Origin of the sequence: Herbaspirillum huttiense (assembly GCF_004367745.1) — a bacterium.
In the GTDB taxonomy this organism is placed as follows: Bacteria; Pseudomonadota; Gammaproteobacteria; order Burkholderiales; family Burkholderiaceae_D; genus Herbaspirillum; species Herbaspirillum huttiense.
Window position 1 is genome coordinate 154,568 of record NZ_CP037993.1, and the last position, 14,247, is coordinate 168,814.

General features: G+C 61.2%; 6 protein-coding genes. All 6 read left to right on the forward strand.

Features of this window, described 5'->3' with window-relative positions; genetic code table 11:
• The first annotated feature begins 265 nt into the window (after nt 1-265).
• The 6 genes from rpoB (at nt 266) to rpsG (ending at nt 14,128) form a co-directional block, all read left to right on the forward strand.
• The gene (gene rpoB / locus E2K99_RS00735) at nt 266-4,372 is read left to right on the forward strand and encodes a DNA-directed RNA polymerase subunit beta (protein WP_034333534.1); all 4,107 of its coding nucleotides are present in this window, start codon (nt 266-268) and stop codon (nt 4,370-4,372) included.
• Nucleotides 4,373-4,656: 284 nt separating this feature from the next.
• Nucleotides 4,657-8,898, forward strand: a complete 4,242-nt coding sequence (gene rpoC, locus E2K99_RS00740) for a DNA-directed RNA polymerase subunit beta' (protein WP_121037792.1) — start codon at nt 4,657-4,659, stop codon at nt 8,896-8,898.
• Between the two features lie 398 nt (nt 8,899-9,296).
• Complete coding sequence (locus tag E2K99_RS00745) at nt 9,297-11,561, forward strand: TonB-dependent hemoglobin/transferrin/lactoferrin family receptor (protein ID WP_134221047.1); 2,265 nt, start codon at nt 9,297-9,299, stop codon at nt 11,559-11,561.
• A 43-nt stretch (nt 11,562-11,604) separates the two neighbouring features.
• Nucleotides 11,605-12,762: a hemin-degrading factor gene (locus tag E2K99_RS00750; RefSeq protein ID WP_134221048.1), complete on the forward strand. Its 1,158-nt coding sequence runs from the start codon at nt 11,605-11,607 to the stop codon at nt 12,760-12,762.
• Between the two features lie 353 nt (nt 12,763-13,115).
• The gene (gene rpsL / locus E2K99_RS00755; RefSeq protein ID WP_006465490.1) at nt 13,116-13,499 is read left to right on the forward strand and encodes a 30S ribosomal protein S12; all 384 of its coding nucleotides are present in this window, start codon (nt 13,116-13,118) and stop codon (nt 13,497-13,499) included.
• A 158-nt stretch (nt 13,500-13,657) separates the two neighbouring features.
• Nucleotides 13,658-14,128 (forward strand): 30S ribosomal protein S7, encoded by a 471-nt coding sequence (gene rpsG / locus E2K99_RS00760; protein ID WP_006465489.1) that lies wholly within the window; start codon nt 13,658-13,660, stop codon nt 14,126-14,128.
• Nucleotides 14,129-14,247 lie beyond the last annotated feature (119 nt).

Genomic DNA, 14,247 nt, shown 5'->3' on the forward strand with positions numbered 1-14,247 from the left:
AAGGCGAGTCATTACTCCGGAGTCAAAGTGCAGAATCCCTTGAAAAAGGGATTCGGCTTTGGCTCCTTTGTCGTTTCTTATTTTTGCTGGTGATGTTGATGCGCCGCAGTATTCGTTGTCGGGAATATTAAGCGCGATCTCAGCAAAAAACTAGGGTAGACATTTGAAGATTTGAGTGCCGATGGCCCGGACTGCTTTGCCGGCAAGTCGCGCGGTCTGATCGAATCTTGAATTCTCTATCCTTCCTGTCACTCACGGAGTGTCCATGCACTACTCATTTACTGAGAAGAAGCGCATTCGCAAATCCTTCGCGAAACGCGCAAACGTCCACAACGTTCCGTTCCTGCTCGCGACTCAGATCGAGTCGTATCAGAATTTCCTGCAACCCGAACGTGCCGCATCGGAACGCAAGAATGAAGGCCTGCAATCGGCTTTCACCTCGATTTTCCCCATCGTGTCGCACAATGGCTTTGCGCGCCTCGAATTCCTGTCGTATGTGCTGGGCGCTCCGCCGTTTGACGTCAAAGAGTGCCAACAACGTGGCCTGACCTTCGCGTCCCCGCTGCGTGCCAAGGTGCGTCTGGTGATTCTGGACAAGGAATCGCCCACCAAGCCGGTCGTCAAGGAAATGAAGGAACAGGAAGTCTACATGGGCGAACTGCCCCTGATGACCACCACCGGTTCCTTCGTCATCAACGGCACCGAGCGCGTGATCGTGTCCCAGCTGCACCGCTCCCCGGGCGTGTTCTTCGAACACGACCGCGGCAAGACGCACTCGTCGGGCAAGCTGCTGTTCTCGGCCCGCATCATTCCTTACCGTGGCTCCTGGCTGGACTTCGAATTCGACCCGAAGGACATCCTGTTCTTCCGCGTCGACCGCCGCCGCAAGATGCCGGTGACGATCCTGCTCAAGGCCATCGGGATGACCTCCGAGCAGATCCTCGCGAACTTCTTCGTCTTCGACAACTTCAACCTGCACGCCGAAGGCGCGGACATGGAGTTCGTCTCCGAGCGCCTGCGCGGTGAAGTCGCACGTTTCGACATCACCGACAAGTCGGGCAAGGTGATGGTCGCCAAGGACAAGCGCATCAACGCCAAGCACGTGCGTGACATCGAAGCCGCCGGCATCAAGCACATCTCCGTGCCTGAGGACTACCTGCTGGGCCGCGTGCTGGCCAAGAACATCGTCGATCCGGAGACCGGTGAAGTCGTGGCCAGCGCCAACGACGAGCTGACCGAAGAACTGCTGGCCAAGCTGCGCGAAGCCAACATCTCGGCCATCCAGACCCTGTACACCAACGACCTGGACCAGGGCGGCTACATCTCGCAGACCCTGCGCACCGACGACACCGCTGACCAGACCGCTGCACGCGTGGCGATCTACCGCATGATGCGTCCTGGCGAACCGCCGACCGAAGAGTCCGTGGAAGCCCTGTTCAACGGCCTGTTCTACAGCGAAGACCGTTACGACCTGTCGGCCGTGGGCCGCATGAAGTTCAACCGTCGCGTCAGCCGCGACGAGCTGACCGGTCCGATGACCCTGTCCAATGACGACATCCTGGCCGTCATCAAGATCCTGGTCGAACTGCGTAACGGCCGTGGCGAAGTCGATGACATCGACCACCTGGGCAACCGCCGTGTGCGTTGCGTGGGTGAATTGGCCGAAAACCAGTTCCGCGCCGGCCTGGTGCGCGTGGAGCGCGCCGTCAAGGAGCGCCTGGGCCAAGCCGAGGCGGACAACCTGATGCCGCACGACCTGATCAACTCCAAGCCGATCTCGGCTGCCATCCGTGAGTTCTTCGGTTCGTCCCAGCTGTCGCAGTTCATGGACCAGACCAACCCGCTGTCGGAAATCACGCACAAGCGCCGCGTTTCCGCCCTGGGCCCTGGCGGTCTGACCCGCGAACGTGCCGGCTTCGAAGTGCGCGACGTGCACCCGACCCACTACGGCCGCGTCTGCCCGATCGAAACGCCTGAAGGCCCGAACATCGGCCTGATCAACTCGCTGGCGCTGTATGCCCGCCTGAACGAATACGGTTTCCTGGAAACCCCGTACCGCAAGGTCGAGGGCAGCAAGGTCACCAACCAGATCGACTACCTGTCGGCCATCGAAGAAGGTCGTTACGTGATCGCCCAAGCGAACGCGACCATCGACGGCGAAGGCAAGCTGTCCGACGAACTGGTGTCGGCCCGTGAAGCTGGCGAAACCATCCTGGTCTCGCCGGAACGCGTGCAGTACATGGACGTGGCCCCGGGCCAGGTGGTGTCGGTGGCAGCTTCGCTGATTCCGTTCCTGGAACACGATGACGCGAACCGTGCACTGATGGGCGCCAACATGCAGCGCCAGGCCGTGCCTTGCCTGCGTCCGGAAAAGCCGCTGGTCGGCACCGGCATCGAGCGTACCGTGGCAGTCGACTCGGGTACTACCGTGCAAGCCCTGCGTGGCGGCGTGGTGGACTACGTCGATGCAGGCCGTGTGGTGATCCGCGTCAACGACGAAGAAGCGCAAGCTGGCGAAGTCGGTGTGGACATCTACAACCTGATCAAGTACACCCGTTCCAACCAGAACACCAACATCAACCAGCGCCCGATCGTCAAGATCGGTGACCGCGTGGCCAAGCATGACGTGATCGCCGACGGTGCCTCCACCGACATGGGCGAGCTGGCCCTGGGCCAGAACATGCTGGTGGCGTTCATGCCCTGGAACGGCTACAACTTCGAAGACTCGATCCTGATCTCCGAAAAGGTCGTGGCCGATGACCGCTACACATCGATCCACATCGAGGAACTGTCGGTGGTCGCACGTGACACCAAGCTGGGTGCAGAAGAAATCACCCGCGACATCTCCAACCTGGCCGAGAACCAACTGGCCCGTCTGGATGAGTCGGGTATCGTCTACATCGGCGCCGAAGTCGAAGCTGGCGACACCCTGGTCGGCAAGGTCACCCCGAAGGGCGAGACCCAGCTGACCCCGGAAGAGAAGCTGCTGCGCGCGATCTTCGGCGAGAAGGCTTCCGACGTGAAGGACACCTCGCTGCGCGTGCCCTCGGGCATGGTCGGCACCGTCATCGACGTGCAAGTGTTCACCCGCGAAGGCATCCAGCGTGACAAGCGCGCCCAGCAGATCATCGATGATGAACTCAAGCGCTACCGCCTGGACCTGAACGACCAGCTGCGTATCGTGGAAGGCGATGCCTTCCAGCGTCTGGAGCGTCTGCTGATCGGCAAGGTCGCCAACGGCGGTCCGAAGAAGCTGGTCAAGGGCACCAAGCTGGACAAGGCTTACCTGGACGACCTGGACAAGTTCCACTGGTTCGACATCCGCCCGGCCGATGACGACATCGCCAACGCGCTGGAAGCCATCAAGGAATCCATCGCCGAGAAGCGTCACCAGTTCGACCTGGCCTTCGAAGAGAAGCGCAAGAAGCTGACCCAGGGCGACGAACTGCCTCCTGGCGTGCAGAAGATGGTCAAGGTCTACCTGGCCGTGAAGCGTCGCCTGCAGCCTGGCGACAAGATGGCCGGCCGTCACGGCAACAAGGGTGTGGTCTCGCGTATCCTGCCGATCGAAGACATGCCGCACATGGCCGACGGTACCCCCGCCGACATCGTGCTGAACCCGCTGGGTGTTCCGTCCCGTATGAACGTCGGCCAGGTGCTGGAAGTTCACCTGGGCTGGGCGGCCAAGGGTCTGGGCCTGCGTCTGGGCGAGATGGTGCAGGCGCAAGCCAAGGTCGCGGAACTGCGCAAGTTCCTGACCACCATCTACAACGAATCGGGCAAGAAGGAAGAACTGGATACCTTCAGCGATGAGGAAATCATCGAGCTGGTGACCAACCTGAAGAAGGGCGTGCCCTTCGCGACCCCGGTGTTCGACGGTGCGCATGAGGAAGAAACCCGCCGCATGCTCGATCTGGCCTATCCGGACCCGATCGCCAAGCAGCTGGGCATGACCCCGTCCAAGAACCAGGTCACCATGTATGACGGCCGTACCGGCGAAGCTTTCGAGCGCACCGTGACCGTTGGCTACATGCACTACCTGAAGCTGCACCACCTGGTCGACGACAAGATGCACGCTCGTTCCACCGGCCCGTACTCGCTGGTGACCCAGCAGCCGCTGGGCGGCAAGGCGCAGTTCGGCGGCCAGCGTTTCGGCGAAATGGAAGTGTGGGCACTGGAAGCTTACGGTGCCTCCTACGTCCTGCAGGAAATGCTGACGGTGAAGTCCGACGACGTGAACGGCCGTACCAAGGTGTACGAGAACCTGGTCAAGGGCGATCACGTGATCGATGCCGGCATGCCGGAATCCTTCAACGTGCTGGTCAAGGAAATCCGCTCCTTGGGTATCGACATCGACCTGGAACGCGAATGATGTAAAGGGGTGCGCGGCGCAGGCTGCGCACCCCGCCGGTTTTTCCGGCAAAACAAGAATTCAAGAATTCAGTAGTGACGCATCGCTCCACGGGCGATGTGAACGAATCAAGAGAATCAAGAGATTCAAGCGAAGTACGGCAGTAAGCTGGGGAGGTCTGTCCCGGTATCGAGCGGCACCACGAAGCAGAGGCTTCGCTGGCTCTCCCGCCGATGCGAACAGGGTTAAGCAGGGTGAACCGGCCACACGTAAATTTAGTTTCTCACGCCAACCTGGAGTGATACATGAAAGCACTGCTCGATCTATTCAAGCAAGTCCAGCAAAACGAACAATTCGACGCGATCAAGATCGGTCTGGCTTCGCCTGACAAGATCCGCTCGTGGTCCTTCGGCGAAGTCAAGAAGCCGGAAACCATCAACTACCGTACCTTCAAGCCTGAGCGCGACGGCCTGTTCTGCGCCAAGATCTTCGGCCCCATCAAGGACTACGAGTGCCTGTGCGGCAAGTACAAGCGCCTGAAGCACCGTGGCGTGATCTGCGAGAAGTGCGGCGTGGAAGTGACCCTGGCCAAGGTGCGCCGTGAGCGCATGGGCCACATCGAGCTGGCTTCCCCGACTGCCCACATCTGGTTCCTGAAGTCGCTGCCGTCCCGTCTGGGCATGGTGCTGGACATGACCCTGCGCGACATCGAGCGCGTGCTGTACTTCGAAGCCTACGTCGTGACCGATCCTGGCATGACCCCGCTGAAGAAGTGCCAGATCATGTCCGAAGACGACTACGCCGCCAAGTACGAAGAGTACGGCGACGACTTCATCGCCTTCATGGGCGCCGAAGGTATCCGCGAACTGCTGCGCTCGATCGACATCGACCGCGAAGCGGAAACCCTGCGCCAGGAACTGAAGGACTCCAAGTCCGAAGCCAAGATCAAGAAGTACGCCAAGCGCCTGAAGGTGCTGGAGGCGTTCCAGCGCTCGGGCATCAAGCCCGACTGGATGATCATGGAAGTGCTGCCCGTGCTGCCGCCGGAACTGCGTCCGCTGGTGCCGCTGGATGGCGGCCGCTTCGCGACCTCCGACCTGAACGACCTGTACCGCCGCGTCATCAACCGCAACAACCGTCTGAAGCGCCTGATGGAGCTGCGTGCTCCAGAAATCATCACGCGCAACGAAAAGCGCATGCTGCAGGAAGCGGTGGACTCGCTGCTGGACAACGGCCGTCGCGGCAAGGCCATGACCGGCGCCAACAAGCGCCCGCTGAAGTCGCTGGCCGAAATGATCAAGGGCAAGGGCGGCCGTTTCCGTCAGAACTTGCTGGGCAAGCGCGTGGACTACTCCGGCCGTTCGGTCATCGTGGTGGGCCCGCAGCTGAAGCTGCACCAGTGCGGCCTGCCCAAGCTGATGGCCCTGGAACTGTTCAAGCCCTTCATCTTCAACAAGCTGGAACTGATGGGTCTGTCGACCACCATCAAGGCCGCCAAGAAGCTGGTGGAAGCGCAAGAGCCGGTGGTCTGGGACATCCTGGAAGAAGTCATCCGCGAACACCCGGTCATGCTGAACCGCGCGCCGACCCTGCACCGTCTGGGCATCCAGGCGTTCGAGCCGGTCCTGATCGAAGGCAAGGCGATCCAGCTGCACCCGCTGGTTTGCGCGGCGTTCAACGCCGACTTCGACGGCGACCAGATGGCTGTCCACGTGCCGCTGTCGATCGAAGCGCAGATGGAAGCCCGCACCCTGATGCTGGCCTCCAACAACATCCTGTTCCCGTCCAACGGCGAACCGTCGATCGTGCCGTCCCAGGATATCGTGCTGGGTCTGTACTATGCCACCCGTGAAGCCATCAACGGCAAGAACGAAGGCATGATGTTCCAGGACGTGTCGGAAGTCATCCGCGCTTACGACAACAAGGAAGTCGAGCTGGCCACCCGTATCACTGTGCGTATCGTGGAACACCCGAAGGATCCGGTCACCGGCGAATTCGTGCGTACCGTCAAGCGCTACGAGACCACCATCGGCCGCGCCATCCTCTCCGAGATCCTGCCCAAGGGCCTGCCGTTCTCGGTGCTGAACCGCGCGCTGAAGAAGAAGGAAATCTCCAAGCTGATCAACACGTCCTTCCGCAAGTGCGGTCTGCGTGCCACGGTCGTGTTTGCCGACCAGCTGATGCAGTCGGGCTTCCGCCTGGCGACTCGCGCCGGTATCTCCATCTGCGTGGACGACATGCTGGTGCCGCCGCAAAAGGCCACCCTGATCGCGGCTGCCGAATCGGAAGTCAAGCAGATCGAACAGCAGTACTCCTCCGGTCTGGTGACCGCAGGCGAGCGCTACAACAAGGTCGTGGACATCTGGGGCAAGGCCGGTGACGAAGTCGGCAAGGCCATGATGGACCAGCTGAAGGTGGAAGACGTCATCACCCGCGAAGGCAAGAAGACCACTCAGGAATCGTTCAACGCGATTTACATGATGGCCGACTCCGGCGCCCGTGGTTCGGCGGCCCAGATTCGCCAGCTGGCCGGTATGCGCGGCCTGATGGCCAAGCCTGACGGCTCCATCATCGAAACGCCGATTACCGCGAACTTCCGCGAAGGCCTGAACGTGTTGCAGTACTTCATCTCGACGCACGGCGCCCGTAAGGGTCTGGCCGACACCGCGCTGAAGACCGCAAACTCCGGTTACCTGACCCGTCGTCTGGTGGACGTGACCCAGGATCTGGTCGTGATCGAAGACGATTGCGGCACTTCCAACGGTTCGGCCATGAAGGCGCTGGTCGAAGGCGGTGAAGTCATCGAAGCCCTGCGCGACCGTATCCTCGGCCGTGTGGCTGCGACCGACATCGTCAACCCGGAAGATCAATCCACCCTGTTCGAAGCCGGCACCCTGCTGGACGAAGACAAGGTCGAAGAGATCGAACGCATGGGTATCGACGAAGTGAAGGTTCGTACTCCGCTGACCTGCGACACCCGCTATGGCCTGTGCGCCAAGTGCTATGGCCGCGACCTGGGCCGTGGCCTGCTGGTGAACTCCGGCGAAGCCGTCGGTGTGGTGGCTGCGCAGTCCATCGGTGAGCCGGGTACCCAGCTGACCATGCGTACCTTCCACATCGGTGGTGCGGCATCGCGTGCAGCGGTGGCCTCCTCGGTGGAAGCCAAGTCCAACGGCACCGTGCGCTTCACCGCCACGATGCGTTACGTGACCAATGGCAAGGGCGAACAGATCGTCATTTCCCGTTCCGGCGAAGTGCTGATCACCGACGACCTGGGCCGTGAGCGCGAGCGTCACAAAGTGCCGTACGGCGCCACCCTGATCGTCAAGGATGGCCTGACCATCAAGGCCGGTACCGCCCTGGCAACCTGGGATCCGCTGACCCGTCCGATCATCACCGAGTACTCCGGTACCGTGAAGTTCGAAAACGTGGAAGAGGGCTCCACCGTGGCCAAGCAGATCGACGAAGTCACCGGTCTGTCGACCCTGGTGGTCATCGATGCGAAGCGCCGTGGTCCTTCCTCGAAGGTCATGCGTCCGCAGGTGAAACTGCTGAACGAACAAGGCGAAGAAGTGAAGATCGCCGGCACCGAACACTCGGTGACCATCGGCTTCCAGGTCGGCGCGCTGATCACCGTCAAGGACGGCCAGCAAGTGCATGTGGGTGAAGTGCTGGCCCGTATCCCGACCGAATCGCAGAAGACCCGTGACATTACCGGTGGTCTGCCGCGCGTGGCCGAGCTGTTCGAAGCCCGTTCGCCGAAGGATGCCGGCATGCTGGCCGAAGTCACTGGTACCGTTGCCTTCGGCAAGGAAACCAAGGGCAAGCAGCGTCTGGAAATCACCGACATGGAAGGCACCAAGCACGAGTTCCTGATCACCAAGGACAAGCAAGTGCTGGTGCACGACGGCCAGGTGGTGAACAAGGGCGAAATGATCGTCGACGGTCCGGCCGATCCGCAGGACATCCTGCGTCTGCTGGGTATCGAAGCGCTGGCTCGCTACATCGTGGACGAAGTGCAGGACGTGTACCGTCTGCAGGGCGTGAAGATCAACGACAAGCACATCGAAGTGATCGTGCGCCAGATGCTGCGCCGCGTGCAAGTGGTGGAGCCGGGCGACACCAACTACATCACCGGTGAGCAGGTCGAGCGCTCCGAACTGCTGGACGAGAACGACCGCGTGACCGCCGAAGGCAAGATCCCGGCGACCTACGAAAACGTGCTGCTGGGTATTACCAAGGCATCGCTGTCGACCGACTCCTTCATCTCGGCCGCATCGTTCCAGGAAACCACCCGCGTGCTGACCGAAGCGGCGATCATGGGCAAGAAGGACGGCCTGCGCGGTCTGAAGGAAAACGTCATCGTCGGCCGCCTGATCCCGGCCGGTACCGGCCTGGCCTTCCACCGCGCCCGCAAGGAAAAGGATGCATGGGAAGCCGAAGAGCGCGCAGCACTGCTCGAAGCCGAACGTGCCTCCCGTTCCGACTTCGCCGACGAGGAAGTCTCCTCGACCGAATCCATCGGTGGCGGCGAAGGCGAAGCGTAAGCATCGCTGGCAAGGCATCACGGGGCGGCCAGCAGGACCGGCCGCCCCGGCAAGACAACAAGCTGCAAGAGAGAACGGCACCGGAAGCAATTCCGGTGCCGTTTTTTCGTTCATGGGGGGTGTTTGCCGGGGCATCACGGCCTTCATATCCCGATTTATCCCTACTTGCGGTAGGCCTTGCTGCTTGCGGCATTGCCAAGGATGAGTGAATCTTTTATCATCTCCAAATAATAATGATTCTCATCTGATTCCCGTCGCGTGGAATCAATCTTCATATCGACGACGACCTGCGCCCGCAGGCCGTTTTTATCCAAGAGGTAGCCAGCCAGCGCTAGTAACCGAACCAGACCAAGGGGTGGTTACCAGTGTTTCCAAGCAAATCGAAGTGTGCAGCGGCCGTGTTCCTGGCGCTGCAGCAGTGGCTGTGTGCGAGTGCCTTTGCGCAATCAGCCGATGCCAATACCCAAGCCAATCCCGCTCGCGCGTCGGCGAGTGAATCCATCACATTGGCGCAAGCCAGCGGCAAGAAGCTGCAGGACGTGGTGGTTACGGCCAATCGTTCCGGCAGCAGCGACCTTGATCACGCGGCCGCCACCGTCTCCGTCATCACCTCCGAGGAGATCGAGGAGCACAACGCCAAGGACATCAAGGATGCCTTGCGCTACGAGCCGGGGGTGGAGGTGCGGCGTTCGGTGTATCGCATGTCCGGCATCACAGGGGCGACGGCCACTACCGGGCGTGGCGGCAATGAGGGCATCACCATTCGTGGCCTCGATGGCAATCGCGTGCTGATGCTGGAGGATGGCATCGTCATGCCGCGCGCTTTCAGCCAGGGCGTGGCCAGCGTCGGGCGGGGTGCGACTACGGACACCGAACTGTATCGCCGCATCGAAGTGCTGCGCGGCCCGGCGTCTTCGCTCTACGGCAGCGATGGCCTTACCGGCGCGGTCAATTTCATCACCAAGGACCCCTCGGACCTGCTGGAGGTCTATGGCAAGTCCAGCTATTTCTCCTTCAAGCCCTCCTACGACTCGGTCGACAAAAGCTTTGGCGCCACCGCCAGTGCGGCCTGGGGCAGCCAGCAGTGGCAGGGTATGCTGATCCTCAATGCGCGCCACGGCAACGAGAGCGACAACAAGGGGACCAATGACGTGCGCGGCAGCGCCCGCACCACGCCCGACCCGATGAGCACTACCAACCGCTCGGCCCTGGGCAAACTGGTCTTCAAGCCCAATGGCATCGACACCTTCAAGCTCACCCTGCAGGCCACCGAAGAGCGCGAGAGCGGGGACAGTCTTTCTGCGATTGGCAACGGCGTGACCGCCTACAGTACGAGCAGCAAGTCCACCGGACAGCGCGCCATGCTGGCCTACGAACGCAACGATGCGGATCAGCCGTGGATACAGAAATTCAAGGCCAGCCTCACTTATCGCAATGCCGACACCGACCAGTTCACCAATGAGGCCGGCACCAGTACGGCGAGCATCGTGCGGCCGCGTTTCCGTGCCGTTTCGTACAGCGACCAGATGATCAGCGGCAGCCTGCTGGCCGAGAGCAACTTCGGCTCGGACAGCTGGCGGCACAAGCTGGTCTATGGGCTGGACCTGAGCCTGTCCACCTTGCAGACCAGCGCCGACGGCACCGGCTGGACCAGTTGCACCGGCACGCAGTATTGCCAGTACTTCCCCAAGACCGAGAGCACCCAGCTCGGGGCCTATGTGCAGGATGAGATGCGCACCGGCGCGCTGACCACCATCGCCGGCCTGCGCCTGGACAGCTATGAACTCAAGCCCAAGGCCAGCGCAAAATACGACGCCCAGGCCATCGCCAACGGGCAGCCGGCAGTGAGCAGCCGCGACAGCGCCTTCTCGCCGCGCCTGGCGTTCCTCTATGAAGTCACGCCGGCTTTCATCCCCTACATCCAATATGCGCGCGGCTTCCGTTCACCCTCGCCGCAGGAGATCAATTCCTTCTTCAACAATACCGTCTATCGCCAGATCTCCAATCCTGACCTCAAGCCCGAGACCAGCAACACGGTCGAAGTCGGCCTGCGCGGCAAGCTGGCGGCCGGGCCGGGAGCGCTGCGCTACAGCGCGGCGGCGTACAAGGGCAATTACCGCAACTTCATCGACCTGGTGACCGTGCGCGGCAACCTGACGGTGGCCAACCCGACCATCTTCCAGTACCGCAATGCGGCCAAGGCCGAGATCCACGGGCTGGAAGGACGGATCGATTACGCGCTCGACAATGGTTTCACGGTCAAGGGCGGGTTCGCCTGGACCAAGGGCACCACGACCACCAATGGCGTCGAGCAGGGACTGGAATCCGTGGCCCCGCTGTCGGTGGTGGCGGGCCTGCGCTATGAGCGTGCCCAGCAGTGGTTCGTGCAGAGCGACCTGATCTACAACGCGGCCAAGAAGAAGGAAGACATTCCGACGGCCACCAACTTCGTCTCGCCTTCCTTCTTCGTGATGGATCTCTCGGGTGGCTATCACCTCACCCGCAACATGACCGTCACCGCCGGCATCCGCAATCTGTTCGACCGCAAGTACTGGAGCTGGACCGACATCCGCGGCTTGTCGCTGGCCGACAGCGCGGTCAACAAGGATGCCTATGCCGAGCCGGGGCGCAGCTTCAACGTCAGTCTGAAGATCGCCTACTGAGTCGCCGGACCCATCCATCTCTCATTCATCCTGAAGGAATTCCATGAGCAAGCACATCATCGCCCGCCCCGCATTGCGCCGTACCTCCCTGGCCGTGTTGCTGGCCGCGACCTTGGCCGCTGCCGGCTGCGCGACTCAGCCATCCTTGTCCGAACGCTGGGCAGAGTTGCAGCGTTCGCAGCCAAAACTTCATACCCGAGATGCTGCACGTGAACTCGGTGTCAAAGAATCGGCCTTGCTGGCCACCCAGGTCGGCCGCAATGCTGTGCGCCTCAAGGGGGACCCGGCCGATATCGAGGCCCTGTTCGAGCGTCTGCCGGAGCTGGGCCGCATCAAGGCCATCACGCGCAACGAAGATGCCGTGCTGGAGCGCAGTGGCGAAGTCACGCCCGTCAAGCGGGATGAGCAGGGCAGGGTGATCCCCGGGACCGGCTTCGCGGGCGGCCCCATTGACCTGCGTTTTGCCACGGCCAAATGGGGCAGCGCCTTTGCGGTGGTGCAAGCGGGCCGGGATGGCAAGACCAGCCGCAGCCTGCAGTTCTTCGACCGCCAGGGTGATGCCGTGCACAAGGTCTATCTGGAAAATGAGCAGCACGTGGCCCAATTCGATCGCCTGGTAGCGGACTTCAGGCTGCCCGATCAACAGGCCGCCTTGAACATCGAGCCCGGCCCGGTGACGGCGACTGCACAGCCGGCTGCGCCACCCAGTGCCGAGGCGATCCGCGAACTGCGCCAGTCCTGGCATGAGTTGACCGACGTGCACCAATTCCCGCGCCTGCTGCGCGAGCTCAAGCTGACCCGCGAACAGGCACTGCAGCTCATTGGTCCCGACTCCGCCTGGCGCATCGCGCCGCAGGCGGCCCAGGCGCTGCTGGAAGACGCCAGGCAACGCCAGCAGCCCATCATGGTGTTCGTCAGCAATGGCGGCATGACACAAATCTACAGCGGCCTGATCGGCAAGACTGCCGCGGCAGGGGACTGGTACAACGTCCTCGATCCGGATTTCAACCTGCACCTGCGCGCCAAGGCGGTGGATCACGGCTGGGTGGTGCGCCGTCCGACCGATCACGGCATGATCACCTCGGTGGAGTTCTATGATGCCCAAGGCAAGCAGATCGTCAACTTCTTCTCCCGCCGCGACCGCGGCCAGCCCGAGACGATGCAGTGGCGCAACATGGTCGAGGCGCTGCCACGCGGCTGATCTTGCCACGAGGGCCATGCAGGCGTTGCGTGCAACTCTTGCATCAAGGAAAACATTGCCATTTCGCCACCCGTAAACCGTGGCGAAATGGCCATAAACCGCGTCAAATCGGCACCGGAGCCCGCTTCGGGTTGACCCGCTGGACATTCCGGCGTACACTCGCGAGTTCTCGAATTTAGGCTCTCCCGGGCTTATGCGTTCTTTGGTCTGAAACATCGCTTCTGCGACGCTACCCTCCCTTCCGGTCTTAAATCCGATTTGCGCATTGTCTTGCGCACAAGAGTTTCCTGTGTGGTTCCGGGCAACCGATTCCGGAACCTGTTTTCAATGTTGTACTTTGTTGGATTAAAACGATGCCAACCATCAATCAACTGATTAGCAAACCACGTGTCCGCGCGATCGTGAAGAGCAAGTCGCCGGCGCTGGAAAACAGCCCGCAAAAGCGCGGTGTCTGCACCCGCGTGTACACCACCACCCCGAAGAAGCCGAACTCGGCGCTGCGTAAGGTGGCCAAGGTGCGTCTGACCAACGGTTTCGAAGTCATTTCGTACATCGGCGGTGAAGGCCACAACCTGCAAGAACACAGCGTCGTGCTGATCCGCGGCGGCCGTGTGAAGGACTTGCCGGGTGTGCGTTACCACATGGTTCGCGGTGCACTGGATACCCAGGGCGTCAAGGATCGTAAGCAAGCTCGCTCGAAGTACGGTGCCAAGCGCGCCAAGGCAGCGAAGAAGTAATAATTGGTGTTTATCATGACGCTTTCGCGCGTCGTGTGAACAGACTCAGAGTCGGTCCAGGTTGGGCCGAGTAAGTGGAAGCCATGATGGCTCTCCGCGAGTGCAGGCGAAGTTGAAGCAGGGTTCGCCCACTCAACTGAAGATTGAAAGGAATCGAAATGCCACGTCGTCGTGAAGTCCCCAAGCGGGAAATTCTGCCGGATCCGAAGTTCGGCAACGTTGAAGTCGCCAAGTTTGTGAACGTGCTGATGCTGTCGGGCAAGAAGTCCGTCGCTGAAAACATCATCTACGGTGCCTTCGACTACATCCAGACCAAGTCGGGCAAGGACCCGCTGGAAGTGTTCTCTGCAGCCCTGAACAACTGCAAGCCGATGGTGGAAGTGAAGTCCCGCCGCGTCGGTGGCGCCAACTACCAGGTGCCCGTTGAAGTGCGTCCGGTGCGCCGTATGGCCCTGTCGATGCGCTGGCTGCGTGAAGCCGCCAACAAGCGCAGCGAAAAGTCGATGCCGCAGCGCCTGGGTGGTGAACTGATGGAAGCCGCCGAAGGCCGTGGTGGCGCCATGAAGCGTCGTGATGAAGTGCACCGTATGGCAGAAGCGAACAAGGCGTTCTCGCACTTCCGCTTCTAATCAAGACTGGGCCGGGACGTACCCTATCCGGGTGTTTCCAGGCCTGCATCTAAATTGGTTCGAGCCGAGCGTTTATTTGAAAAAAATGACGCTCGGTTTCGTGCATTAAAGACTTAGGA